20 protein-coding genes are annotated in these 24,213 nt (G+C 62.6%); 6 read left to right on the forward strand and 14 right to left on the reverse strand.

Annotation, left to right across the window (positions count from 1 at the left end; genetic code table 11):
• Positions 1-53: 53 nt before the first annotated feature.
• From ACIPQ1_RS16915 to ACIPQ1_RS16935, 5 genes are all read right to left on the reverse strand, one after another.
• Positions 54-1,460, reverse strand: a complete 1,407-nt coding sequence (locus tag ACIPQ1_RS16915; protein ID WP_411385138.1) for an ABC transporter substrate-binding protein — start codon at positions 1,458-1,460, stop codon at positions 54-56.
• A 238-nt stretch (positions 1,461-1,698) separates the two neighbouring features.
• Positions 1,699-1,944 carry a 4Fe-4S dicluster domain-containing protein gene (locus ACIPQ1_RS16920; protein ID WP_003180418.1) on the reverse strand — a complete coding sequence of 82 codons (246 nt, stop codon included), beginning with the start codon at positions 1,942-1,944 and terminating at the stop codon, positions 1,699-1,701.
• Between the two features lie 24 nt (positions 1,945-1,968).
• Positions 1,969-3,699, reverse strand: a complete 1,731-nt coding sequence (locus ACIPQ1_RS16925; protein WP_446534473.1) for a fumarate reductase/succinate dehydrogenase flavoprotein subunit — start codon at positions 3,697-3,699, stop codon at positions 1,969-1,971.
• The gene (locus tag ACIPQ1_RS16930; RefSeq protein WP_411385139.1) at positions 3,696-4,448 is read right to left on the reverse strand and encodes a GntR family transcriptional regulator; all 753 of its coding nucleotides are present in this window, start codon (positions 4,446-4,448) and stop codon (positions 3,696-3,698) included. The genes ACIPQ1_RS16925 and ACIPQ1_RS16930 overlap by 4 nt, the downstream gene beginning before the upstream one ends.
• 84 nt (positions 4,449-4,532) lie before the next feature.
• Entirely contained in the window at positions 4,533-5,576 is a 1,044-nt protein-coding gene (locus tag ACIPQ1_RS16935; protein WP_446534474.1) for an AraC family transcriptional regulator, read from the reverse strand.
• A 207-nt stretch (positions 5,577-5,783) separates the two neighbouring features.
• On the opposite strand from ACIPQ1_RS16935, the gene ACIPQ1_RS16940 reads away from it, so the two are divergent.
• Positions 5,784-6,728: a SphA family protein gene (locus tag ACIPQ1_RS16940; protein ID WP_250964273.1), complete on the forward strand. Its 945-nt coding sequence runs from the start codon at positions 5,784-5,786 to the stop codon at positions 6,726-6,728.
• Between the two features lie 195 nt (positions 6,729-6,923).
• Here ACIPQ1_RS16940 and ACIPQ1_RS16945 read toward each other — a convergent pair whose 3' ends face one another.
• From ACIPQ1_RS16945 to ACIPQ1_RS16955, 3 genes are all read right to left on the reverse strand, one after another.
• A complete protein-coding gene (locus ACIPQ1_RS16945) occupies positions 6,924-8,318 on the reverse strand; it encodes a D-arabinono-1,4-lactone oxidase (protein WP_446534475.1) in 1,395 nt (464 codons plus the stop codon).
• A gap of 17 nt (positions 8,319-8,335) precedes the next feature.
• On the reverse strand, positions 8,336-8,710 hold the full coding sequence (locus ACIPQ1_RS16950; protein ID WP_411385141.1) for a c-type cytochrome: 375 nt from the start codon (positions 8,708-8,710) through the stop codon (positions 8,336-8,338).
• A 338-nt stretch (positions 8,711-9,048) separates the two neighbouring features.
• Entirely contained in the window at positions 9,049-9,933 is an 885-nt protein-coding gene (locus ACIPQ1_RS16955) for a LysR family transcriptional regulator (RefSeq protein WP_186710588.1), read from the reverse strand.
• A 130-nt stretch (positions 9,934-10,063) separates the two neighbouring features.
• Between ACIPQ1_RS16955 and ACIPQ1_RS16960 the strand changes: the two genes are divergently transcribed.
• Both ACIPQ1_RS16960 and ACIPQ1_RS16965 read left to right on the forward strand, forming a co-directional pair.
• On the forward strand, positions 10,064-11,707 hold the full coding sequence (locus ACIPQ1_RS16960) for a GMC family oxidoreductase (protein ID WP_446534476.1): 1,644 nt from the start codon (positions 10,064-10,066) through the stop codon (positions 11,705-11,707).
• A gap of 281 nt (positions 11,708-11,988) precedes the next feature.
• The gene (locus ACIPQ1_RS16965) at positions 11,989-13,611 is read left to right on the forward strand and encodes an MFS transporter (RefSeq protein ID WP_446534477.1); all 1,623 of its coding nucleotides are present in this window, start codon (positions 11,989-11,991) and stop codon (positions 13,609-13,611) included.
• Between the two features lie 43 nt (positions 13,612-13,654).
• Here ACIPQ1_RS16965 and ACIPQ1_RS16970 read toward each other — a convergent pair whose 3' ends face one another.
• The 4 genes from ACIPQ1_RS16970 to ACIPQ1_RS16985 all read right to left on the reverse strand — a co-directional run bounded on the left by ACIPQ1_RS16970 (position 13,655) and on the right by ACIPQ1_RS16985 (position 18,216).
• Positions 13,655-16,132, reverse strand: coding sequence for a TonB-dependent siderophore receptor (locus ACIPQ1_RS16970; protein WP_446534478.1), 2,478 nt, complete (start codon positions 16,130-16,132; stop codon positions 13,655-13,657).
• Between the two features lie 96 nt (positions 16,133-16,228).
• Positions 16,229-17,188 carry a FecR domain-containing protein gene (locus ACIPQ1_RS16975; RefSeq protein WP_446534479.1) on the reverse strand — a complete coding sequence of 320 codons (960 nt, stop codon included), beginning with the start codon at positions 17,186-17,188 and terminating at the stop codon, positions 16,229-16,231.
• Positions 17,185-17,706 carry a sigma-70 family RNA polymerase sigma factor gene (locus ACIPQ1_RS16980; RefSeq protein WP_053184044.1) on the reverse strand — a complete coding sequence of 174 codons (522 nt, stop codon included), beginning with the start codon at positions 17,704-17,706 and terminating at the stop codon, positions 17,185-17,187. Before ACIPQ1_RS16980 ends, ACIPQ1_RS16975 begins: the two co-directional genes overlap by 4 nt.
• Positions 17,707-17,808: 102 nt before the next feature.
• Positions 17,809-18,216, reverse strand: coding sequence for a response regulator (locus ACIPQ1_RS16985; RefSeq protein WP_186710484.1), 408 nt, complete (start codon positions 18,214-18,216; stop codon positions 17,809-17,811).
• 240 nt (positions 18,217-18,456) lie between these two features.
• Between ACIPQ1_RS16985 and ACIPQ1_RS16990 the strand changes: the two genes are divergently transcribed.
• Together ACIPQ1_RS16990 and ACIPQ1_RS16995 are read left to right on the forward strand one after the other, a co-directional pair.
• The gene (locus ACIPQ1_RS16990; protein WP_446534480.1) at positions 18,457-20,403 is read left to right on the forward strand and encodes a DNA topoisomerase III; all 1,947 of its coding nucleotides are present in this window, start codon (positions 18,457-18,459) and stop codon (positions 20,401-20,403) included.
• Between the two features lie 674 nt (positions 20,404-21,077).
• Positions 21,078-21,407, forward strand: coding sequence for a hypothetical protein (locus ACIPQ1_RS16995; protein WP_186710489.1), 330 nt, complete (start codon positions 21,078-21,080; stop codon positions 21,405-21,407).
• A gap of 217 nt (positions 21,408-21,624) precedes the next feature.
• Here the strand turns inward: ACIPQ1_RS16995 and glsB are convergent, their stop codons facing one another.
• A complete protein-coding gene (glsB, locus tag ACIPQ1_RS17000) occupies positions 21,625-22,533 on the reverse strand; it encodes a glutaminase B (RefSeq protein ID WP_186710491.1) in 909 nt (302 codons plus the stop codon).
• 322 nt (positions 22,534-22,855) lie between these two features.
• Between glsB and ACIPQ1_RS17005 the strand changes: the two genes are divergently transcribed.
• Positions 22,856-23,050 carry a hypothetical protein gene (locus tag ACIPQ1_RS17005; RefSeq protein WP_053123348.1) on the forward strand — a complete coding sequence of 65 codons (195 nt, stop codon included), beginning with the start codon at positions 22,856-22,858 and terminating at the stop codon, positions 23,048-23,050.
• Positions 23,051-23,059: 9 nt separating this feature from the next.
• Here the strand turns inward: ACIPQ1_RS17005 and ACIPQ1_RS17010 are convergent, their stop codons facing one another.
• Positions 23,060-24,064, reverse strand: a complete 1,005-nt coding sequence (locus ACIPQ1_RS17010; RefSeq protein ID WP_446534481.1) for a hypothetical protein — start codon at positions 24,062-24,064, stop codon at positions 23,060-23,062.
• Positions 24,065-24,213 lie beyond the last annotated feature (149 nt).

Raw genomic sequence — 24,213 nt, forward strand, 5'->3', positions numbered from 1 at the left:
TGACTGACACACCGCCATCGCGAGCAAGCTCGCTCCCACAAGTTATTTGCAAGTCAGCGGGCAGCGACCGCCTGGGTGGTGGCCTCGCTGAAGTCGAACACCTTGCCGCCCTGGGCCGTGGCAAATTGCTGGGCCTGGCCCTTGAGCAGGAACGCGCTGAGTTGGCCCTTGGCATCACTGGCGAACCACGCTTGCTCGGCCAGCAGCTTGATCCCGCTGTCGCTGGCCTGGGCATAGACGGCGCGAATGCCCTTGCCTTCCTGCTTGAGGCTCGCCAGCGCGGCGAAGGCCGATTGTGCCGAGGCGTAATGGCGCACTTTCGCCTCGCCGCGCACCCATATCTCGGCCACATGGCGGGCATCGGCGATCGCCTGGCCGGTCGACGCATCGCCGTTGCCCAGCGGCGTCTGGGCGTAGTTGGCCAGTTGCGCGGTGTAATCGAGGTTCGACGCCTTGAAGGCGGCGCGGATGTACTGGTCATCGATGAAGGTGTTGAGGTCCAGGCCGCGATCAGCCTTTTTCAGCAGCTTGAGGGTATCGATGGCCGTGCCGACGGCCTGGCGGTATTCCGGTTTCCAGGTCAGGTCGCGGGTCTGCACGCCCAGGGGTCCGTGGAACAGGTAATTGACCTCGGCATCCACCCCGGTGACCTTGGCGATCAGCTCGCTGTACTTCTCCGGCTCGGCGGCCAGCAGTTGATTGGCTTCGATGGTCGCGCGCAGATAGGCGACGACGATTTCCGGGTATTTCCTGGCATAGGCCTGGTCCACCAACGCGCCATGGAACGTCGGGGTGTTAGCCTGGGCACCGTCGTAGATCTTGCGGGCGAAACCCCGGCTGGGGAACAGTTCGGCGAATGGCACGAAGTCGGCGTGGGCGTCGATCTTGCCGGCTTGCAGCGCGGAACCGGCCACCTCCGGCGGCTGGGCAATGATGTTGACGTCCTTGAGCGGGTCCCAGCCTTGGGCCGCGACGGCGCGCAACAACATGCCGTGGGCGGTGGAGGCGAACGGCACGGAAATGGTCTTGCCCTTGAGCTCGGCCAGTGACTGCACGCCAGACGCGCTGGGCACGACGATGCCGTTGCCGCTGCCCTGGGTGCTGCCCGACAGCACGCTGATGAACAGGCTGTGCTTGCCGGCGGTTTCGAACGCCACGCCGTTGAACGCACCGGGGAAATCGGCCATGGCGCCGAAGTCGAGTTTGCCGGCGACCATCTCGTTGGTCAGTGGCGCACCGCTGGTGAAATTCTTCCACTGGATATCGTATTGGGCGTCCTTGTAGGCGCCCTCATGGGGCAGGTATTTATCCAGCAGGCCCAGTTCCCGGATCAGCAACCCGCCGGCGGCGCAGTTGATGGTGGTGTCCTGGGTGCCGATGGCGATACGGATGGTTTCTGCCTGGGCAGGCAAGGTCAATGAAGCCAGTACCAGACCGGCGAGTGCTGCACGCAATAGCATGGGTATGTCCCCTCGAATCATTTATTGGTTTTTCGTCTCCGCCGCGATCAGGGCGCGGTGGGAAACGAGGGGTGTTCTGGGTTTGGCGTCCGGGGGTGGCCGGATGGCCTTTTGTGGTGTCTGTGGTGGCCTCATCGCGAGCAAGCTCGGCTCCCACAGGTTTATAGGCGTGCAGAACAATCGCGGCTGGCTTCGATCCCCTGTGGGAGCGAGCTTGCTCGCGATAGCGTCCTGTCAGTCAGCGCAACAGATACGGAATTTCCACTTTCACCGCCCCGGTCGGGCAGTCCTTTTCACAGGGCATGCAGTACCAGCATTCGTCGAACGCCATGTAGGCCTTCTGGGTCGCCGGGTTGATCGCCAGCAGGTCCATGGGGCAGACATCCACGCAGACGGTACAGCCCTTGTGGGCGATGCATTTGTCCTCGTCCACGGTGACGGGGGCATTGGAGCGAAAAAAGATTTCCTGGGGTTGATAGGCCATGGGCGTTTTCTCTGGGTGAAGGGGTCACGCCGCGTCGGCACCGACCCGCAGCCGGTCGTAGGCCTGCAGTTCGTCGGCATCGAGGGCGATGATGTAGGGTTCGACAGCTTTCTTGAATGAGGTCATCGCGCCGTCATCACCCTTCTTCAAATGGCAATGGCAAAACCAGTCGCTGTCGTTGCGTTGCGGATGATCAACCCGATAGTGGTACAAGCCCCAACGACTTTCGGCGCGAAACAGCGAGGCGCGGGCGGCCATTTCGGCGCAGTCGCGGATCATGCTGACTTCCATGGCCCGCATCAGTTCATGGGCGTTGTGGGCCTTGATCTGATCCAGGTCACGCTGGATATCGCTGAAGCGTTGCAGGCCGATCTGCATTTTCTTGGTGACTTTGGGCGGTTGCAGGTAATCGTTGACGAAGCGGCGCAGCTTGTATTCCACCTGGGCCGGCGGCAGGCCATGCTCGCGCTCCAGCGGCGCGTAGACACGTGTTCTCTCCCGTTCGATCTGCCCGGCATCCAACGTCGAGAATTCCTTGCCTGCCACAAAGTCCGCGGCATTGTTGCCGGCAAACCAGCCGTAGGTGAACGCACCGAGCATGTAGTTGTGCGGCACCGCCGCCATGTCGCCGGCCGAGTACAGGCCCTTGACCGAGGTCTCGGCCCGTTCGTTGACCCATACCCCCGACGCCGAATGACCGCTGCAAAAACCAATCTCGGAGATGTGCATCTCCACCATCTGCGTGCGGTAGTCAGTGCCACGGTTGGCATGGAATTGACCGCGACTGGGTCGTTCGTTGCTGTGCAGGATCTCTTCGATGTTCTGGATGGTTTCCTCGGCGAGGTGATCGAGCTTGAGGAACACCGGACCATTGCCGCCTTCGAGTTCCTGGTGGAACTCCCACATCATCTGCCCGCTCCAGTAGTCACACTCGATGAAGCGCTCGCCCTTGTTGTTGGCGGTGTAGCCGCCCAGGGGGCCGGTGACATAGGCGCACGCCGGGCCGTTGTAATCCTTGATCAGCGGGTTGATCTGGAAGCACTCCAGGTTCGCCAGTTCGGCACCGGCGTGATAAGCCATCGCATAACCATCACCAGCATTGGTCGGATTCTCATAAGTGCCCATCAGATAGCCCGAGGCCGGCAATCCCAGGCGCCCCGCCGCGCCGCAGCAGAGAATGACCGCCTTGGCCTTGATCACATGAAAGTCGGCGGTGCGGCAATCGAAGCCCATCACACCGTTCACCGCACCCTCCTCGTCGGTCAGCAGCCGCGTGCAGACCAGCCGATTGGTAATACTCACCCGCGCCCGTTTCAGTTGGCGATAAAGCACCTTCTTGATGTCGTGCCCTTCCGGCATCGGCAGCACGTAGGCGCCCATGTGATGAACCTTTTTCACCGCATAGTCGCCGGTTTCGTCCTTCTCGAACTTCACACCCCAGCGGTCCAGTTGCTCGATCGTTTCGAAACTGTGGGTCGCGTAGGCGTAAACCGCCGCCTGGTTGACGATGCCGTCGTTGGCGATGGTGATTTCCTTGGTGTACTGCTCAGGGGTGGAATGGCCGGGGATGATCGCGTTGTTCAAGCCGTCCATGCCCATGCTGATGGCGCCGCTGCGCTTGACGTTGGCCTTGTCCACCAGCAGCACGCGCAGATCACGGTTGCGCTCCTTGGCCTTGATCGCCGCCATGGGGCCAGCCGTACCGCCGCCGATGACGACGATGTCGTATTCCTGTTCCAGGGTGTTCCGAGTCATGCCTGCGTTCCTTTTTGCCGGTCGATCCGCAGGCGGTACTGGAAGGCATCGCCACGGTAGTAGAGGTGTTCGAAGTCCAACGGCTGGCCGTGGGCGTCATGGGTCAGCCGCTCGATGCGCATGATCGGCGAGCCTGGTTCGACCTCCAGCGCCTGGGTCAGGTCGCTGTCGGCCAGTACCGCATCGATGGCCAGGTCGGCATGTCCCAAGGTCAAGGCGCAGTCGTTTTCCAGGATCAGGAAAATGTCCCGGGTGACCAGGTCGGCCTTTTCCAGTCGTTCACCGAGGACCTTCGGCAGGTAGGTGATCTCCAGGGAAACCGGCTCGCGGTTGATCAAGCGCACCCGTTTGATCTGCGCCACTACTTCCCCTTCGACCAACTTCAGGCGCTCGGCCACGAGTTTGTCGGCCGCGATGAACTTGAAACTGATCAAGCGGTTGATCACCTCGAACCCACGCCCGGTCATGGACTCGGCCAAGCCTTGGAGGGTACTGACGTTCTGGAAGGTCTTGGGCTTGGCCACGAATGTGCCTTTGCCGTGGATCTTGAAAATCAGGCCTTCCTTTTGCAGATCGCCCAAGGCCTGGCGCACGGTGATGCGACTGACCCTGAACAACGCGCCAAGCTCGCTTTCCGAGGGCATCTGGCTGCCTTGGGGGTATTCACCGTCGAGAATCCGCGCACGCAGCACGTCTCGCAGTTGCGTGTGCAGCGGTACGCTATTGAGGGAAAGAACGTTGTCGGACATGGCCCTTATCACTTGTCATAACGAGTTATGACGTGATCTTAGGGAAAGCCCACGCGACTTGAGAAATACCGTGTGGACATATCCTTAGAGCCGAGCGTCAGTACTCTCATTGCGAAACGCGCTGGGGCTCATGCCAGTCCAGCGCCGGAACGCCCGGCGGAAGCTGCGCACATCGCTGTAGCCGACCTCTTCGGTAATGCGCTCGATGGACAGCTCGGGGTTGGCCAGCAGGTTCAGGGTGCGGCCGCGGCGCACTTGTTCGAGCAAGGCCTCGAAGGTCAGGCTGTGTTCGGTCAGGCGCCGACGCAGGGTGCGACTGCTCATGTTGAGGTCGCTGGCGATTTTCTCGATGTGGCTGCCCCGGGTCAGGTCCCGGGCAATCGCCCGTTCCACGGTCTGGATCAGGTCGATCTTCTGGTGGACCTCGCAGGCCTCCTGCTCGAGCAAGGCCAATGCCTGGCGCAGGGCCAGCGGGTGATGATTGGGCAAACGCATGTCCAGCCAGCGCACGTCGATCAGCATGCGGTTGTGCCGGCAACCGAAGCGCACCTCTGGCCCCAGGATCCGCTGGTACGCCTGGGCATAGGACGGCGCGGCGTGCATGAATTCCACGGCCTGGGGCTTGAAATCGGGCCCCGCCAGCGCCCGGCCGTAGACCATCAGGCTGGCGAAGAACTCTTCCACGGAAAACACCTGGATCTCGGCGAAAGGCAGGCGACATGTGGTCTCGACCATGATCAGGTCAGTGGCCTCTTCGACACGGGTCACGGCGATGCCGCCGGTGGTGTGCTGGTAACGAACCCCGAGGGCGAAGGCATCGCGCAGGGTTTCGCACAGCGACAAGACGTGACCCAGCAGGCCGAGGGTGCCGAGCACGTTGCGATCGCCCACCCATAACCCCAGCCCCTGGTCAGGCAACAGCTTCAGTGCACGTTGGATCATGACCACGGCCTGGCGATAGGAAATACGCTGGGCGGGATCTTGCAGGTCATCGAGGTCGAACCCCAGGCCGCGACACAGGCTGGCGGCATCGAAGCCTTTGTCCGCCACCACCTCGGCCAACGTTTGCAGCAAAAATGGCGATACCAGCGCCAATTCATAGGTGGGGTCGATGACTTTCATCTGCATGGGGCGGGTTCCGGAGCACGTTAGGTGGCGTTTTTGTAACCGGTTATTTCATAAAGTTAGCATGAGCCGCTGAATAGAGGGGTAGAAAAATCTGGCCGCCCAAGTCCCCTGTCTGGCCGCCAATACCCTGCCCTGTCGGCGGCGAACGGCTTATTTGTATGACTCGGACCTCCGGTGCATTTCCAACAATAATAATGAGCCCCCCACATGAACCCGATCCGCACGACATTCGCCTTGCAATTGACCCTCGGCCTGGCCTGCGGCGCAGCCCTGCCCGCCTTGGCCACCGAATCGGGGGTCGACAACATCGGCCCAGGCACCGATGGCTTTTTCGTGTTGCCGCTGGAAGTCGACAGCCTTCCCGACCACATGGTCGCGTTCAACCTCTACTACAACCATTACAAGGCCCGGAAATTCAACATCAGTTCGTTGGGCGGCGAAGTGCCGGACGTCGAAATCGAATCCACGGCTGTGGTCCCGCGTATCGATTACCTGAGCCCGTTGCGAGTGGCCGGTGGACGCGCGGGGATCTACATCGCCCAGCCCTGGCTCAAGCAGGAAGTCTCGGTGTTCGGCCTGCATGACACCCGCGAGGGCATGGGCGACACGACCATTTCGCCCATCGTGCTCTGGGACATGGGCAAGCACCTGACCCTGGCCGCGGCGGTGGAAATCACCGTACCCACCGGCGAATACAGCACCGATCGACTGGCCAACACCAGCAACAATTTCTACACCTACAAGCCGCTGTTTTCCTTCACCTGGTTGCCCACGGAAGACACCGAGGTGTCGATGAAGACCACCTACAGTTTCAACCGCAAGAACAAGGACACCGACTACCGTTCCGGGCAGATTTTCCACTTCGACTATTCCGCCAGCTACCGCGTGACCGACAACCTGAGGCTGGGACTCAACGGCTACTACCTCAAGCAGACCACCGACGACAAACAGTACGGCCGCACCGTGCAATTCGCCGGGCAGGATGTGGACGACGGGGTCCGCGGCCAAGTCTTCGCCATCGGCCCGGCGCTGCACCTGACCTTCCTCAAGTACGCCAGCGCCGAGATCCGCTGGGCCAAGGAGTTCGAAGTGGAGAACCGCACCGAAGGCGAAATGCTCTGGGCCAAGATCAGTATTCCGTTTGCGTTCTAGAGGGTCTTTGGGCTTTTGTGGCGAGGGAGCTTGCTCCCGCTCGGCGGCGTAGCCGTCGTAAGCCGGCTGAGGTGATCTGTCTGGAAAATTGCGTTATCCGATTTGGGGCTGCTGCGCAGCCCAGCGGGAGCAAGCTCCCTCGCCACAAGGGTTGTGCCTGGCAGGATAGAATCAGCCAACCAGCCATTTGAAACCTCAGCTCACCCCCAGAATCGATGCAAGATGCCCATTGAGAAACTTGCCGCCAGGGTCCAATACCTGGCGCACCTGGGTGAATTCGGTCCAGCGCGGGTACAACGCCTGGAGTGCCTTGGCGTTCAGCGAGTGCAGCTTCCCCCAATGCGGACGGCCCTGGTATTTCCAGAAGATCGGCTCGATGGCGGCAAAGAAATTGTGGTGGTCCATCTGGTAATGCTGGTGCACGGAGATTGAGCAACTGTCCCGGCCTTCGAACATGCTCAAGGCGATGTCGTCGGCCTTCACGTAGCGGTATTCAATGGGAAACCAGGTGCGCAGGTCCTTGTCGCGGATCAGCGCGAGGATTTCCCGCAGGCACGCCGGGCCGTGTTCGGCCGGGATCGAATATTCCATCTCGTTGAAACGCACGGTGCGGGCGTTGGCGTAGATGTCATGGGAATCACCGACGCGGTCATCGAAATCGGCCACCAGCCGCAGGCTGTTGAGCAGCGCGCGCCGGGCCGCTGGGAAATCGCTGCCGTACTTGTCGAGGTTTTCAATCAGGGAGACGAACTCGTTGCCGCCCTCCTCCTCGGGACTGATCGGCGGCGTGGCCGGATCGGTGGTCTCGTTCAGGGTGATCGACAGCGCATAGTCGGAATGGGTGACGACTTGCATTTCCCAGTGCTGGTTGTCCCGGGTGTTGGTGTGCACGTCCTCGAGCAACTCCTCGGTTTTCGCCACCCACTGGTGCTCGCGCAAGCGATAGGCCGCGCGGTTTTGTAGCCGCACGCGGGTCACCAGCCCCAGCGCGCCAAGGGACACCCGGCCGGCCTGGAACACGTCGGGATGACGCTGGGCATCGCAATCGAGGACCTCGCCATTGGCCGTCACCAGTTGCAGGCCGACCACTTGGGAGGCGTATGAGCCAAAGGCCTTGCCAGTGCCATGGGTCGAGGTGGCGATGGCACCGGCCAAGGTCTGGTAATCGACGTCGGCCATGTTCGGCAGTGCCTGGCCGATGGCCTTGAGCGCCGGGCCCATGCGGGACATGGGCGTGCCGCCGCCAAACTCGGCTTGCAGGCTGGCGCCGTCGTGGTCCAGCAGGCCACTGAAAAAACTCAGCGACAACAAGGTGCCGTCGGTGGGCACCAGGGCGCTGAAGGAATGCCCGGAACCCACCGGCCGAATCCGCCCTTCGGCGCGGCGCACCACCTGCACCAGTTCGTCGAGGTCCTTGGGGGCCAGGCGCGCCGCCGGCAGGCAACTCTGCGCACCGGACCAGTTGCGCCACGGGATCAAGCGAGGCGCGCGCGTCAGCTCGGCCAGGGCGCCCTGGCTGCCCAGTGCGGTAAAGGCGGCGACAACGCCGGCCTGTTGCAGCAACCGACGCCGTGAGTAGTCCATCGTCATGCCGAAAGTACCCGTATTTATTGTTGGAAGTGTTGGCCGGACATGAAGGCGATCAGGGCCAGGAACTGCTCTTCGGAACAGTGCATGCACAGGCCCATCGGCGGCATGCCGTTGTAGCCGTTGATCGCGTGGTCCAGCAGGGTCTCGGCGCCCTGGGCGACCCGCGGGGCCCAGGCGTTCGTATCGCCGGTCAACGGCGCCCCGGCGCCGGGGTTGGCGTGGCAGAGTTTGCAACTGCTGTCGTAGACCTGGGCCAGCGCCGCATCGCTGGGCATGGCTGTGAACACCGTGGGCGCGGGGGGCTTGGGCTCTTCGCCGCAGCCGGCGAGCAGGCTGCCGAGCAGCACGATGACGGCGGAGTGAAGCAAGGTTGAAGGCGAGATTGCCAACATAGGGCCCCTCTTGGCTGCGCTTTTCTTGTTGTGGCTCAACACTAAGGCACGCCAGCGCGTCGGCTGAGGTCATTGGGGGCCAGAAAAGGGGGCTTGGGCGGCCAGGGCATTCACTGAGCCCCCTGTGGCCAGAGATTGCTCCCGCTGGGGTGCGAAGCAGCCCTGAGCCTGTCGCCTCGGAAAACGGCGGGTCGAGATTGAGCAACCAGCACTGCCCTCTGTGGGAGCGAGCTTGCTCGCGATAGCGGTCTGTCTGTCACCCTATGTGTTGAATGCGCCGACGTCATCGCGAGCAAGCTCGCTCCCACAGTTTTTGTTTTGGGGCTGTCGCATAAAGCTCAGGGCAACAACAACCCCTGCTCCCGCTCGCACAACTGCACCACGTAATCCCACAACACCCGCAGGCGGACGGACTTGTGCAGTTCGCGACGGGTGCTGATCCAGTAGCTGCGGCGGATGGTTTCGTCCGGCAGCAGCGGCACCAGCGTCGGGTCGCCGCTGGCCATGTAGCACGGCAGCACCGCGATCCCCAGGCCCGAGCGCGCGGCCTGTTGCTGGGCGATGACGCTGGTGCTGTGAAACACCACTCGAGGGTTGCGGCAAAAGCTGTTGAGAAACATCAGTTCCTGGCTGAACAACAGGTCGTCGACATAACCGATCCAGGCATGGCGGCCCAGGTCCTCGCGGCTGCGCAGCGCTGGCGAGCGATCCAGGTAGGCCTGGCTGGCGTACAGCGCCAGGCTGTAGTCGGTGAGTTTGCGGGTCACCAACAGGTCGGCCGCCGGGCGTTCGAGGTGGATGCTGATTTCCGCCTCACGGTTGAGGATGCTGACAAAGCGCGGCACCGCCACCAGTTCCACCTCCAGCCCCGGGTAGCGCTGGAACAGCCCGTCCATGCGGCTAGCCAGGAACATGATGCCCAGACCTTCGGTCACTCCCAGGCGGATCTTGCCCAGGGGTGCGCTGGACTGGGTGATGTCCTCCTGGGCCAGCAACGCCACGTTCTCCATGGCTTCGGCGTGTTTGAGCAAGGTCTCGCCGGCCGGGGTCAGTTCATAGCCCTGGGCATGCTGGACGAACAGCGCAGTGCCGAGGCTTTTCTCGATGGCCTCGATGTGCCGGGCCACTGTGGCGTGGGTGGTGTTCAGCCGTCGGGCAGCCGTCAACAAACGCCCGCTGCGTTGCAGTTCCAGGAAATAGCGCAGGTCATTCCAGTCGAACATGGGGCGATCCTTGAACGCGCCTGAAGGCAGGGTTGTTTATAAACGCACAGCGGCTGCGCAAAAACTAACATTCTTTTGACGAAAACTAACAACTAGGATGGCTCCCACAACAACAAGAATGAGGTCGCGAATGCAACCTGTCGTCGATGAATACGATTACGTGATCGTGGGCGCCGGCCCTGCCGGGTGCTTGCTGGCCAATCGGCTTTCGGCCAACCCGCAACACCGGGTCCTGCTGCTCGAAGCCGGTGGGCGCGACAATTATCCGTGGATTCACATTCCGGTCGGCTACCTGTTCTGCATCGGCAACCCGCGCACCGACTGGTGCTTCAAGACCGAAGCGCAACCGGGCCTGCAAGGCCGCGCCCTGAGCTACCCGCGCGGCAAGGTCCTAGGCGGTTGTTCCTCCATCAACGGCATGATCTACATGCGCGGCCAGGCTGCCGATTACGACGACTGGGCCGCCGAAGGCAATCCCGGCTGGGCCTGGAAAGACGTCCTGCCGCTGTTCCGCCAGAGCGAAAACCACTTCGCCGGCGCGTCTGAATTCCACGGTGCCGGCGGCGAGTGGCGGGTCGAACGCCAGCGCCTGTCATGGCCGATTCTCGATGCCTTCCGCAGCGCCGCCGAGCAGAGCGGCATCCCCAACGTCGACGATTTCAACAGCGGCGACAATGAAGGCTGCGGCTATTTCCAGGTCAATCAGAAAGCCGGGGTGCGCTGGAACGCGGCCAAGGCGTTTCTCAAGCCGATTCGCCAGCGCGCCAACCTCACCGTATTGACCGACGTCGAGGTCGACCGGGTGTTGCTGCGTGACGACCGCGCCCATGCCGTCAGCGCTCGCTGGCAAGGCAAGGGCATGACCTTCAAGGCCCGCAAGGAAATCGTCCTGTGCGCCGGCGCCGTGGGTTCGCCGGGGATCCTGCAACGCTCCGGGATCGGCCCGCGCAGCTTGCTGCAACGCCTGGGCATCGGCGTGACCCATGAGTTGCCCGGTGTCGGCGGCAACTTGCAGGACCACCTGCAACTGCGGCTGATCTATCAGTTGGAAAATGCCCGCACCCTGAACCAGATCGCCGGCAGCCTGTGGGGCAAAATGGGCATGGGCCTGCGCTACCTGTACGACCGCAGCGGCCCGCTGTCCATGGCCCCCAGCCAACTCGGCGCATTCGCCCGCTCGGGCCCGGAGCAGGCCTCGGCCAACCTCGAATACCACGTACAGCCGTTGTCCCTGGAACGCTTCGGCGAACCGCTGCACAGCTTCCCGGCGTTCACCGCGTCGGTCTGCGACCTGCGCCCGCAAAGCCGTGGCCGGGTGGACATTCGTTCGGCCGACCCACACGAGGCGCCGCTGATCCAGCCCAATTACCTGGGTCACCCCGAAGACTTGCGAATCGCCGCCGACGCCATCCGCCTGACCCGACGCATCGTCGCGGCACCGGCCCTGAGCGCGTTCAAACCGGTGGAATACCTGCCGGGCCCCAGCCTGCAGACCGAAGAGGAACTGCACCAGGCCGCCGCCCGCATCGGCACGACGATCTTCCACCCGGTCGGCACATGCCGCATGGGCCAGGACGGCCACGCCGTGGTGGATGCGCAACTGCGCGTGCATGGCATCAAGGGCTTGCGCATCGCCGATGCCTCGATCATGCCGCGCATCACCTCGGGCAATACCTGCTCGCCGACGCTGATGATTGCCGAGAAGGCGGCGCAGATGATGCTCGAGGCAGACACCCGAATCACCACGCCGCAAAAGGAGCCTGCCACGGTCTGAAAAACAAGTAAGCCCCCCTGTGGGAGCGCGGCGGGGGGCGGGGGGGGGGGGGGCGGGGGCGCGGGGGGGGGGGTAGCCCCCCCCCGCGCCGGCCGGGGCGCGACCAGCCTGCTCGCGAAGGCGGAGTGTCAGCTAACGATGATGTCGACTAGCACACCGCCTTCGCGAGCAGGCTCGCTCCCACAGGGGAATGCGTGTAAGCAAGGAACGTGTCAAATCAGGAGACGCCACCCCGGCGTCGCAGTGGAACAACAAAAACAATCACTGTGAGGGATACCGCTATGTCCGAGCATGTTCAGCCCCTGGAAGCCACGCGCAGCGCCGGCACCAGCCAGGAAACCCAGAAAGTCATCTTCGCCTCGTCCCTGGGGACGGTGTTCGAGTGGTACGACTTTTTCCTCTACGGCGCCCTGGCGGCGGTGATCAGCAAGCAGTTCTTTGCCGGGGTCAACGACACCACCGCGTTCATCTTCGCCCTGATGGCCTTCGCCGCCGGTTTCATCGTGCGGCCGTTCGGGGCCCTGGTGTTCGGGCGGTTGGGGGACATGATCGGGCGCAAGTACACGTTCCTGGCCACCATCGTGCTCATGGGCCTGGCGACGTTCTGCGTCGGCCTGCTGCCCAACTACGCCAGCATCGGCATCGCCGCGCCGATCATCCTGGTGGTGTTGCGCATGCTCCAGGGCCTGGCCCTGGGCGGTGAGTACGGTGGCGCGGCGACTTATGTCGCCGAGCACGCGCCAATGGGCAAGCGCGGTTTTCATACCAGTTGGATTCAGTCCACGGCCACCCTCGGGCTGCTGCTGTCGCTGCTGGTGGTTTTGGGCTGCCGCTACTTCACCGGCGATCAGTTCGAAGTCTGGGGCTGGCGCATTCCTTTCCTGCTGTCGATCCTCCTGCTGGGCATTTCCACCTGGATTCGCCTGAGCCTGCATGAGTCGCCGGCCTTCCTGAAAATGAAAGAGGAAGGCAAGTGCTGCAAGGCGCCGATTCGCGAATCCTTCGGCAAATGGGAAAACCTCAAAGTGGTGCTGATCGCCCTGTTCAGCATCAACGCCGGGCAAGCGGTGACCTTCTACGCCGCGCAATTCTATGTGCTGTTTTTCCTCACCCAATTCCTCAAGATGGACCCGGCCCTCGCCAATAGCCTGCTGATTGTCAGCGTGGTGATCGGCGCACCGTTCTTCATCTTTTTCGGCTGGCTGTCGGACAAGGTCGGGCGCAAACCGGTGCTGATGATCGGCCTGCTGCTGGCGACTGTCCTGTACTTCCCGATCTTCAAGACCTTGGCCCACTATGCCAACCCGGCCATCGACCTGGCGAGCCGCCAGGCACCCATCACCGTGATCGCCGATCCGGCCACCTGCACCTTCCAGTTCGACCCGGTGGGCAAGGCGCGTTTCGACAGCCCTTGCGACAAGGTCAAGACCTTCCTGGTCAAGCAAGGCCTGCCCTACAGCAGCGTCGCGGCCCCGGTCGGCAGCACGGTGCAGATCAGCGTCGGTGACGTGAAACTCGAAGGCTACGACGAGGCGGCCCTGCGCGGTGCGGTGACCCTGGCCGGCTACCCGCAACAGGCCGATGCGCAGCAGATCAACCGCCCGATGATCGTGGCCTTGATCGTGGCGCTGATCATCATCTCGGCGATGTGCTACGGACCGCTGGCGGCGTTGATGGTCGAACTGTTCCCGACCCGCATTCGCTACACCTCCATGTCCCTGCCCTACCACATCGGCAACGGCTGGTTCGGCGGTTTCCTGCCCACCGTGTCGTTTGCCCTGGTGGTCTACACCGGGGATATCTTCTATGGGCTGTGGTACCCGGTGGTGATCACCGGGGTGAGCCTGGTGGTGGGCATGATCTGCCTGCGGGAAACCAAGAACGTGGACCTGGATACCAACTGAGGGGCAGAACCGTGGCGAGGGCACTGGCGCCCTCGCCACCGCCTCAGAAGCGCGCCTTCATCGTCATGGTGAAGTTGCGCGGCTCACCGTAATAGTTGCCGAAACCCTCGGTGCCGATGGTGGTGTAGTAGCGCTTGTCGAACAGGTTGTTGCCATTGAGGGCCACCGACCAGGTGTCATCGATGCGGTAGCCAACGCGACCGTTCCACACCGCATAACCGGCCTGGGTGATCTTCTCGCCGCTGACCGGCGATACACGGAAGTTGTCGCTTTGGGCATTGACCCCGGCGCCGACACTGAACCGTTCCAATGCCCCGCCGAGGGCATAATCGCCCCACAGGCGCAGCACATGGCGCGGCACGTAGCTGTTGAACGAGCCGCCGTTGAGGCTGGTATCAATGTCGTCGAGGGTCTTGGTCTGGGTGTAGGTGTAGCCGGCCAGCAATTGCAGGCGCTCGATGACTTCACCGCTGATCTCGGCTTCGAAACCCTGGGCGCGCACCTTGCCGGCGTTCTCATAGCAGTAACCGTCCGAGGACGCACAGCTGGAGGCGTAGTCCGTCTGGGCCTGGTCTTTCTGCACTGTGCGGAACAGGTTGAAGGCACTGTTCAGGCGTCCCTCGAACCACTCGCCCTTGATCCCCAGCTCATAACTCTCGCCCACCAGGGGCTTGAGTGCCGAGCCGCTTTCGGAGCGGTAGTTGCCCTGGGGCGTGAAGATATCCGAATAGCTGGCATAGGCCGTCAGGTGCTCGTTGAGGTCCAGCAACACGGCGGTAAACGGCGTGACCTGGCCCGTCTCCGTGCTCTTGGCGTGCTCCGAACCGCCGGTGAGGAACTCCGAATCGGTCTTGGAGCTGTACCAGCTCACCCGGCTGCCGACGACAAACGTCAACGGGTCCGCCAGTTTCAGCCGCAGGGTCGAATACATGCCGTGCTGCTCGGTCAGGGTCTTGACCGGTCCACCGCGCGTCGAGTTTTCGATGAAGTAACTGTCGTCCGGTTCGGGAATATGCCGATCTGGCTCGAACACATTCTGCTTCTGGGGCAGCAGTGCCACCGAGAAGAAGTCATCCTTGTCCGAGCGGCTGGCGTTGAAACCGACGATCAACTCATGTTGTTGCCCCAGGGCGTCGAACTTGCCGTCCAGGTAGGCGTCGAGGCCGTAATCGACCTGGTCATAGTCGTACATGCTGCCCAGCATGTTGGTGGTCGAGGTACCGGGCGCCACCGAGCCCGATGCAAAGGCATATTTGATGTCCTGGGTATTTTTGGTATAGACCCCGGCGACCTTCACGGCCCAATCGTCATTGAGGTGATGGGCGATATCACCGAACACCGTGGTCCGCTGGCTACGCCAGGTGTTCCACGACGGGTCCAGGCAGGTGGAGCGGCTGAGTTTCAGGTCGCTGCCGTCCCGGTAGCGCGGCAGCCCGCCCCAGCAGGGGCTTGCATCGACGTCTTCATAGGCAACACCCAGGCCGAGCGTCGTGTCGGGCGACAGGTCGAAGTCCAGGGCGCCGTAGTAGATCTGGTCCTTGCGCCGGGCATCGTCGTAGAAATAATGCCGGCTCTGCTCGGCGATCACCGCCCTGCCCCGCACGGTGCCGGAGTCATTCAACGGGCCACCGGTATCGACTTGCCCACGGTAGTTGTCCCAGGTGCCACCGGACAGGCTGAGTTCGGTCTGGGCCGTGGTCTGGCCGCGTTTACGCACGAAGTTGACGCCGCCGGACGTACCGCCCGCCCCCTTCATCATCCCGGCGGCGCCGCGCAGGACTTCGACACGGTCGTAATAAGCCATGTCGCTGCTGAAACTGTCGGCCTGGACATAGCTGTTGCCCATGTCCAGCGGAACGCCGTCGTATTGATACTGGCCAGACATGCGGAACCCGCGGGAATAGAAATACTTGCCGCCCATGGTCGAGTCGTAGACGGTGATGCCAGGCGTCTTCTCCATGACTTGTTCGATGGTATTGAGGTTCTGGTCATCGAGCATCTTGCGGGTGATCACCGTCACCGACTGCGGCGTTTCGCGCAGGGAGTGCTCGCCCTTGCTGATGGTGACCGCCCCCGTCGTGTAGGAATTGCTCTGCTCGGTGGTCGCCCCGAGCCGCTGTGCCTCGATGCGGGTGGCGCCCAGTTCCATGGCCGAACCGTTGGCAGGCAGCCGGCGCAGCACGTACGTGCCGTTGGCCTGGGGCTCGGCTTGCAGGCCACTACCGCCAAGAATGCGAGCAAAGCCCTCGCCCACGCCGAAAGAACCTTTCAGGCCGGGCGATTGCAAACCTTCGAGTTGCCGAGCGTCAAACGAAAGGGCAATACCGGCGGCACTGGAAAAACGGGTCAGCACATCCACCAGGCGGCCGGCGCCGATATCGTAGGCCTGCACCGCACTCTGCTGCGCCGCAGCCGCTGCAACCGGACTGGCATTCACGACCGTGGCGCCAGCGGTCGTGACCGCCAGCAAGCCGATTTTCACTGCAAACACCAGACGGCCTGGCGCACTCACCCACGTCATATTTCCCCTCCCCCAAACGGTCGATAAAAACTCACTGAGGAAGAGCCGAACGATGAGGATGAAAAGTGCAAGGGTTGGTTTTTTTATTACGCAGCATCAGCGCCGATCGCCACCGGCGACCTGGACCCAGAATCGGCTGTAGCGGGTCACCCGCAACGAAAAGCCACTTTCCAGCGCGGCCAGGGCGAGATCAGTGTCATCGACGGGAAATACACCGGACACCTTCAAGTCGCCAATCGCCGGGTCCCAACGCAGCACGCCGGGACGGTAACGCGACAGTTCATCCAACAGCGCCGCCAGGGGACGGTCAATGGCGATAATGCTTCCCTTCTGCCAGGCCCCCACCGACACATCGTTGCCGCGTAGCGTCCCTAACGAACGCTCATTGAAATCCAGGCGCTGGCCGGCCTCGACGCGCATCCTTGCTCCACGTGCTGGCAGGCTCACCTCGACCGCTTTCTCCAGCACCGCCACTTCACCGCCCCGCGCCTGGCTACGGACAATGAAACGCGTGCCCAGGGCCAGCACCTCGGCCGGCCCCGTGACCACCTTGAACGGACGGCGCTGGGGATCGACCGCCGTCGTCACGAGCACCTCACCCCGCAACAGTTCCAGGCGCCGCTGCTGTCCATCGAAACGAACATTGATCGAGGTGTCGGTGTTGAGCATGAGCGTGCTGCCATCGGCCAACTGGACCTCGCGACGCTCGCCCACCGCCGTGCGGTAATCGCAAAGCAGGTTCTGCGTGGCCTGGCTGCGCCAGCTCAACCAACCCAGGCCGCCAGCGGATGTCAGCAGCAAGGCGCTGCGCAACACTTGGCGGCGGGAGCGCTGGTGGGTGTCGCTCAAGGTCGGTGCCGCCAGGGCGCCCGGCACACTCGCCATTTGCTCGGCCACCGCGGCCATGCGCTGCCAGGCCTGGCCGTGCAACGGATCGGCAGCCAGCCAGGCGCGCCAATCGGCCCGGTCCGCGTCGGTGGCAATCCCGGAATTCAGCCGGGCGTACCACCGTGCCGCCACACGGATGGCTTGCAATTCTTCGGGCGGCAGGTTCATGAAAGCTGCAATTGAATTTGCATGAGGCAGCAATGCTCCATGGCCTTGGCCATGTGATTGTTGACCGTGCGGACGCTGACGCCCAGGCGCTCGGCAATTTGCGGATAGGTCAGGCCATCGAACTGCGACAGGATGAACGCCTGCCTGACGCGCGGCCCCAATCCCAGGAGCAGACGATCGATCTCCATCAGGGCCTGGAGCAGGATCGCCTGCTCTTCCAGCGAGGGGTGCTGCTCTTGCGGCATGGCGGCCAATGCTTCGAGGTAGGATTGTTCCAGCGAGCGGCGGCGAAACAGGTCGATCAACAGCCCTTTGGCGATCATCGACAGGTACGGGCGCGGCTCGCGGATATCCAGCGCCGTGCGCGCCTTGATGACCCGCACAAACGTATCCTGGGTCAGGTCAGCCGCATCGAAGGCATTGCCCAAGCGCTTGCGCAGCCAGCCCTGGAGCCAACTGTGATGATCACTGTACAGAACGTCGACAGCACTGCGTAGGGACAGATCGTTGGCGGGCATGGCAATGGAATAATTCGCGACTGATAATGACTCGCATTGTCATAGACGCCATCGTCGCTTGCAACCCAAACGTGCACGGACACTCCCCCTCGCTGGAATCACTCAGTTGATCGAGTGGTTTTTCACCGTGCTCTCCACCAGGTCCAACATCTGTCCCAACGCCCAAGGCTTGGCAATGAACGACGCGTGGTGCTTGATTCCGGCGCTTTCCGGCGTCTCGAAACCGGACATGATCAACAGCGGGATCTGCGGCCAGCGATCCCCCGTGAGGTTGGCCAGCTCCGCACCGTCGATCTTGCCGGGCATGGTGATGTCCGTGAGCAACAGATCGACGTAGTGGGCGCTTTCTTCGAGGAACGTCAACGCCGCATCGGCGCTTTCCCGAGGCTCCACGACGAACCCTTCGTCCTCGAGGATTTCACAGAGGAACTCCAGAATGGTTGGATCATCTTCCACAACGAGAATCAAACGTGTAGTCGCCTGGCCGTCGCCATTTGGCATCGAATTCATGAAAGTGACTCTCCTTGACCTCATAAACCTTCTTTGCGGTTTCAACCGCCTTGAAGTTATGAGCGATACCCTTTCGAGAAATTCATTCTGCGTGCCAACCGACCGCCGAATGTCACGCCAGCCCCCTTGGCAACGCAGCGCAACGCTTTTATCTGTATATCCATACAGATAAAACTTGCCCTGGCGCGCATCCATGACCATGCTACAAGCCCATGGAATCTGCTTCAGGAAAAGGGCGCTATGCAGCTGTACCTGTGTGAAAAACCGTCCCAGGCCAAGGACATCGCCGCCGTACTCGGCGCCACGCGCCGTGGCGACGGTTGCTGGCTGGGCCCGGGCATCACGGTCACCTGGTGCATCGGCCACCTGCTGGAAACCGCTCCACCCGATGCCTACGACGCGCGCTACAAGCGCTGGGTCCTGGCCGACCTGCCCATCGTGCCGGCGCAATGGAAAATGACCGTCAAGCCGAAAACCGCCAGCCAGTACAAGGCGGTCAAGCGCCTGTTGGGAGAAGCGAAAGAACTGGTGATCGCCACCGACGCCGACCGTGAGGGCGAAATGATCGCCCGGGAGCTGGTAGAACATTGCCGTTATCGCGGGCCGATCCAGCGGTTATGGTTGTCGGCCCTGGACGAAGCGTCGATCCGCAAGGCCCTGGCCGCCCTCAAACCGGGGGTCGAAACCTTCAACCTGTATCACTCGGCCCTGGGTCGCTCCCGGGCCGACTGGCTGATCGGCATGAACATGAGTCGCCTGTTCACGTTGCTGGGGCGCCAGTCCGGCTACCAGGGCGTGTTGCCGGTCGGTCGCGTGCAGACACCGACGCTGCGACTGGTGGTGGACCGCGACCGCAGCATCGCCCACTTCGTGCCCGTCGCCTATTGGGCCATCGACGTGCAGCTCAGCCACGACGGCACGGCGTTTACCGCCCAGTGGCGCGCCGACCCGGATGCCTGCGACGACCATGAGCGCTGCCTGAACCAGGCCCTGGCCCGGGACGCCGCCCAGGCCATGGGCAACGCCACCACCGCCCGGACGCTGAAAGTACGTACCGAGCGCCTGCGCGAAGCGGCGCCGTTGCCCTTCGACCTGGGCACCCTGCAGGAAGTCTGCTCGAAGAAGCTCGGCCTCGGCGCCCAGGAAACCCTGGACATCGCCCAGTCGCTCTACGAGACCTACAAGCTCATCACCTATCCGCGCAGCGATTGCGGTTTCCTGCCCTTGAGCCAGCACAGCGAAGCACCGGCCATCCTGGCCGCCCTCGCCACGGCCGACCCCAGCCTCGCGCCACTGCGCGAGCATTTGCAGGCGCAGCGCAAGTCCCGGGCCTGGAACGACGCCAAGGTCAGCGCCCACCACGGCATCATTCCCACCGCCGCCGCCAGGAACCTGGACAAACTCGCCGGCAAGCAGCGCGCGGTCTATACGCTGATTCGCGCGCGCTACCTGGCGCAGTTCCTGCCCAACCACGAGTACGACCGGACCCAGGCCGACTTCGACTGTGCCGGCCAGGCGCTGCGTGCCGTGGGCAAGCAGATCGTCGAGCCCGGCTGGAAACGCGCCCTGCCCGAAGCACTGGCGCCGGCCAGGGGACGTGAAGCACCGGCGCCGCAGGTCCTGCCGGCATTGGCCGAAGGTCGCGATTGCGCGGTGGACGAAGTGAAACCCAAGGACCTCTGGACCCAGCCACCCAAGCCCTTCACCGAAGGCGACCTGATCAAGGCGATGAAGAACGTCGCCAAGCTGGTGGAGGACCCGTTGCTCAAGCAGAAGCTCAAGGACACCACCGGCATCGGCACCGAAGCGACCCGGGCCTCGATCATCCAAGGGCTGCTCGACCGCGGTTACCTGGTGAAAAACGGCAAGGCCCTGTCCGCCACCCCGGCGGCCTTCAGCCTCATCGACGCCGTGCCCCGGGCCATCGCCGACCCAGGCACCACCGCTATCTGGGAACAAGCCCTGGACATGGTGCAAAGCGGAGAAATGAGCCTGGAAGAATTCGTCACCCGGCAAGCCGCCTGGATGAGCAAGCACGTCGCCCGCTGCCAGGGCATGAGCCTGACCATCAGCGGCCCGGCCAGCCCCGCCGGGCGTGGCGCAACACCGTGGAAAAACAAGCGCAAGCCGGCCAAGCGCAAGGCTAGCGGTGCACCGCGCAAGGCCACTAAAGCCAGGGCAACCTGAGGGAAGCCGAACCCAGCGATAACCCCTTGTGGCGAGGGAGCTTGCTCCCGCTGGGCTGCGCAGCAGCCCCAAAAGTCTATATGCACACCCGGATTGAAACCCGAAGGCCTGGTTTCAAGGGCCGCTTCGCGCCCCAGCGGGAGCAAGCTCCCTCGCCACGGGTGATCACTCGCGGCCATTTTTCATACCCAAACCGTTTTGTCCGACAATATGTAGTGACCAAAAATAATCACTACAAAACCGTTGACGCCTCCGATTTGCCCTTGCATGATGCAGACGTCTCCCCGATCGGGAGTACAGGCAACTGTTTGAGCAAGCTCGTCTGACCGCCGAGCTGTTTTTTGGATAAGGGACTGCCCACAAGGCAGATTGAAGGTGCTGACCTGGCATGACCGTCCGGTAACGAGGACGAGAAACGCTAGCGAAGATCCTCATGACGCGCGTGGTCGACCCTCGAAAGTTGACACTGCCTGAGATTCTTCGCTGTTTCTCTTCGTTGTAGCGCATTTGCGTAGCAGCCCTTCGATAACACTACACAACCGATGCACGACACCGTCGAAGTCAGACGGACGAACGCTGACGGCCTGGTTTCGGTAGCAGGCAGGCACTTACCGAGTAGCGAAGTTTTTTGCGAACCACCAGACAGATCAACCAAATGGTCAAGGGGCTTACACATGAATCTGAACAATCAACCATCTATTGATGAACTGGCTCGCATGTTCGCCGCACACAAGGACACACTCGACAGCCATATCCTGTGGATCAGCAAGACTGGCCAGGTGCGTATGGACTGCCTGTCGCCCTACACCCAAGAAGACGAGTTCGAAAAGAACACGCAAGAGCTGTGCGCCCGGCTGAAGATGTACCGCCGTGGCCAGGGCTACGTGGGCAAGAAGGCCGCGGCTGACAAAGACTTCATGGGCCGCGTGCTGCAAACGCTGACCCAGGCCTGGCAATCGATGCAGAACACGTCCGAGGTCCGGGTTATCGACCGCCTCTGCTGAAATCCCCTAACAAAAGGGCCCGCGCCTGAACCAGGAGCGGGCCCTTTTTTTGTGAGACTAGTGGCCTGTACGGTTAATTCGAGTACTCAAATTCGAGTGCCAGGGCTTGCCAGGCAAGGCGCCATGACGAGTCGTAGCCCGCTACGGCGAGGAATGGCAACGCAGGCTGGCAAGTTCTGGCGCCGAAGTTGAGTGCACGAATTAGCCACACAGGCCACTAGAACACCGACCAGCCAATGCGCTGGCTCATCATCTCCAGCGCCGCCATGCCGGCCAGGGAGTTGCCGGCGGCGTTGAGTTCCGGCGACCAGACGCAGACGGTGAACCGGCCCGGCACCACGGCGACAATCCCGCCACCGACACCACTCTTGCCCGGCAGGCCGACGCGATAAGCGAAATTGCCGGCCTCATCGTACAGACCGCTGGTGGCCATGATGGAATTGACCTGCTGGGTCTGCCGGGCGCTGAGGATCTGTTCGCCGCTGTGTTTGCAGAACCCATCGTTGGCCAGGAAGCAGAACGCCCGCGCCAGGTCGATGCAGCTCATCCGCAGGGCGCAGTGGCTGAAATAACTGCGCAGCACCGCTTCCACGTCATTGTGGAAGTTGCCGAATGATTGCATCAGGTACGCCATCGCCGCGTTGCGGGCGCGGTGCTGGTACTCCGACTCGGCGACCTTGCCGTCCACCATCACCTGGGGGTTACCCGACAGGCGGCGCACGAAATCGCGCATCGACAGCGCTGGCGCGGCGAAACGGGACTGGTTGATATCGCAGATCACCAACGCACCGGCATTGATGAACGGGTTACGCGGGCGGCCGCGCTCGAATTCCAATTGCACCAGGGAGTTGAAAGGCTGGCCGGAGGGCTCATGGCCCAGGCGCTCCCAGATCGCTTCGCCGGAATGCCCGATGGCCTGCACCAGGCTGAACACCTTGGAAATACTCTGCACTGAAAACGCTGTTTCAGCGTCGCCGGCGTAATACAACTCGCCATCATTGCCGTACACGGCAATGCCCAACTGATTGGGCACCACGGTGCCCAGGGCAGGAATGTAGTCGGCTACCTTGCCCTGACCGATCAGGGGGCGAACCGCATCGAGGATCTCGTTCAACAGTGCTTGCATATGCGCGGGGTCCAGTCATTCCCCGTTCGAGTGCGGGGATACAGACGCTAGACGCTGGTGGGCGGGGTCAGAGCACACTGAGTTGCGAGGAAAAAACGTGGCGAGGGAGCTTGCTCCCGCTGTGCTGTGAAACAGCCCCATCGATGATCGCTGCAACCTGACGGACCGAGTGGATGGATCAGGGCCGCTACGCGCCCCAGCGGGAGCAAGCTCCCTCGCCACAACAGCCGTGTTCGCCGCAATGAATGCAAGCATTTTCAGTGGCGCTGGTGGTCGAATCGAGCGGTCTATAGTTCAAAGGATCAATCGGCAGGAGTAGACGATGCGTCAGATCATGCAAAAAGAACCCTGGTGGGCCTCGCCGCCCCAGCCCGGGCAGGATGAAAGCGAACTGGAATGGGGCTGGCTGGTGATCTACAGCGAAGGCGAACCGCGCTTCGAGTTCATCAAGGAGCGTCCATCGGACGAACAGATCCGCCATCGCAAGGGTTGTCGCGTCACCCTCGGCTCGGAATGAGTCGGCCCGTCATGGCTTGAGGTCCGGCAAGACCACCGCGCGATTGGCCAGGTCCGCCTCCACCAGGTTGCCTTTGATTTCCTCGTCCAGGTAATACACCGGTGCCATCACCCCGCTGAGGGGATGCTTGAGTGACTTGAACCAGGCTTCGTCGAACGCCGCGCTCAGGCTCTTGCGGATCTGCGCCTCCATTTCCGGCCGCTCACCCTCGTGGATGATCGCGCGAATACCCGCCACGCCCACCGAGATCAACGCCCCGGCCGCCTTCCCGGCCACGGCCGCCGCCGCACCGGTCGCCCCACGCGTGGCGAACTGGGCCTCGATTTTTTCGCTGGTGCGTTGCGCCACCGTTGCAATCACCGCCTCCGATGGCCCGGCCCCCGTGCTTGCAGCCTTGTTGACGTGATCGATCAGGGCCGCATAGGCCGGCAAGGTGTTCAGCGGCTCGGCGTGAACCATCTCGTACAACGAAGCATCACGCGCCGCCGGCGGACCCAGGCGGATGGCAGGGATGCCATGCAGGCGTCGGTTCATCAGCTCGTTCGGGATTCGATGCCGCTGGGCGATGACCTGGGCCTGTTGATTGAGCTGACGGATGTAGTAGCCCGTCGCGTTGGCCCTGATCGCCTCGGGATCGATTTCCACCGCCACCGGCGCCAGCACCTGCTCGCGATATTGCTCCTGCAGGTAAACCGCCAGGCGCTTGGCCGAAGAATCCGCCTCGCCCTCGGCACTGGCCGCGTACCAACTGACCTTCACCGCCAGCCATTCCTGGGTCCAGTAGCTGCTGAACCAAGGGATGAATTCAGCCTCGGTGCGTTCATACACCAACACGCGCCAATGCTCCATCGACCCGCGTGCATAGACGGCCGCCTGTTCGAGGGCGCTCTTCGACGCCGCGATGATCTGCTGGTCTACCTGTCGCCAGGTGTCCTGGGCAATCATCACCGTGGCAACCGGTGGACCGCGCTGTGGCGTGGCGCACCCCGCCAGAACGAGCACAACGGCCAACATCAGCGAACGCCGCACAGTCGCGCCACCCCGGATTCCTGTCATCCATGGGGGTGAGTATAGGTCGCGATGAACAGGGATCCGGCCCAAACACGCCAAAACACCGCGATTCCCTGTGGGAGCGAGCTTGCTCGCGATGGCGTCCTGTCAGT

The sequence above is a fragment of the Pseudomonas sp. LARHCG127 genome (genome assembly GCF_052871455.1).

What these genes read in the sequence shown, in the direction of transcription:
- ACIPQ1_RS16940 (WP_250964273.1), top strand. Translation starts at nt 5,784, where the DNA reads ATGAACCCGATCCGCACGACATTCGCCTTGCAATTGACCCTCGGCCTG.
- glsB (WP_186710491.1), bottom strand. Translation starts at nt 22,533, where the DNA reads ATGCAAGCACTGTTGAACGAGATCCTCGATGCGGTTCGCCCCCTGATC.
- ACIPQ1_RS16965 (WP_446534477.1), top strand. Translation starts at nt 11,989, where the DNA reads ATGTCCGAGCATGTTCAGCCCCTGGAAGCCACGCGCAGCGCCGGCACC.
- ACIPQ1_RS16995 (WP_186710489.1), top strand. Translation starts at nt 21,078, where the DNA reads ATGAATCTGAACAATCAACCATCTATTGATGAACTGGCTCGCATGTTC.
- ACIPQ1_RS16925 (WP_446534473.1), bottom strand. Translation starts at nt 3,699, where the DNA reads ATGACTCGGAACACCCTGGAACAGGAATACGACATCGTCGTCATCGGC.
- ACIPQ1_RS16945 (WP_446534475.1), bottom strand. Translation starts at nt 8,318, where the DNA reads ATGACGATGGACTACTCACGGCGTCGGTTGCTGCAACAGGCCGGCGTT.
- ACIPQ1_RS17005 (WP_053123348.1), top strand. Translation starts at nt 22,856, where the DNA reads ATGCGTCAGATCATGCAAAAAGAACCCTGGTGGGCCTCGCCGCCCCAG.
- ACIPQ1_RS16950 (WP_411385141.1), bottom strand. Translation starts at nt 8,710, where the DNA reads ATGTTGGCAATCTCGCCTTCAACCTTGCTTCACTCCGCCGTCATCGTG.
- ACIPQ1_RS16975 (WP_446534479.1), bottom strand. Translation starts at nt 17,188, where the DNA reads ATGAACCTGCCGCCCGAAGAATTGCAAGCCATCCGTGTGGCGGCACGG.
- ACIPQ1_RS16980 (WP_053184044.1), bottom strand. Translation starts at nt 17,706, where the DNA reads ATGCCCGCCAACGATCTGTCCCTACGCAGTGCTGTCGACGTTCTGTAC.
- ACIPQ1_RS16970 (WP_446534478.1), bottom strand. Translation starts at nt 16,132, where the DNA reads ATGACGTGGGTGAGTGCGCCAGGCCGTCTGGTGTTTGCAGTGAAAATC.
- ACIPQ1_RS17010 (WP_446534481.1), bottom strand. Translation starts at nt 24,064, where the DNA reads ATGTTGGCCGTTGTGCTCGTTCTGGCGGGGTGCGCCACGCCACAGCGC.
- ACIPQ1_RS16920 (WP_003180418.1), bottom strand. Translation starts at nt 1,944, where the DNA reads ATGGCCTATCAACCCCAGGAAATCTTTTTTCGCTCCAATGCCCCCGTC.
- ACIPQ1_RS16960 (WP_446534476.1), top strand. Translation starts at nt 10,064, where the DNA reads ATGCAACCTGTCGTCGATGAATACGATTACGTGATCGTGGGCGCCGGC.
- ACIPQ1_RS16990 (WP_446534480.1), top strand. Translation starts at nt 18,457, where the DNA reads ATGCAGCTGTACCTGTGTGAAAAACCGTCCCAGGCCAAGGACATCGCC.
- ACIPQ1_RS16915 (WP_411385138.1), bottom strand. Translation starts at nt 1,460, where the DNA reads ATGCTATTGCGTGCAGCACTCGCCGGTCTGGTACTGGCTTCATTGACC.
- ACIPQ1_RS16930 (WP_411385139.1), bottom strand. Translation starts at nt 4,448, where the DNA reads ATGTCCGACAACGTTCTTTCCCTCAATAGCGTACCGCTGCACACGCAA.
- ACIPQ1_RS16955 (WP_186710588.1), bottom strand. Translation starts at nt 9,933, where the DNA reads ATGTTCGACTGGAATGACCTGCGCTATTTCCTGGAACTGCAACGCAGC.
- ACIPQ1_RS16935 (WP_446534474.1), bottom strand. Translation starts at nt 5,576, where the DNA reads ATGCAGATGAAAGTCATCGACCCCACCTATGAATTGGCGCTGGTATCG.
- ACIPQ1_RS16985 (WP_186710484.1), bottom strand. Translation starts at nt 18,216, where the DNA reads ATGAATTCGATGCCAAATGGCGACGGCCAGGCGACTACACGTTTGATT.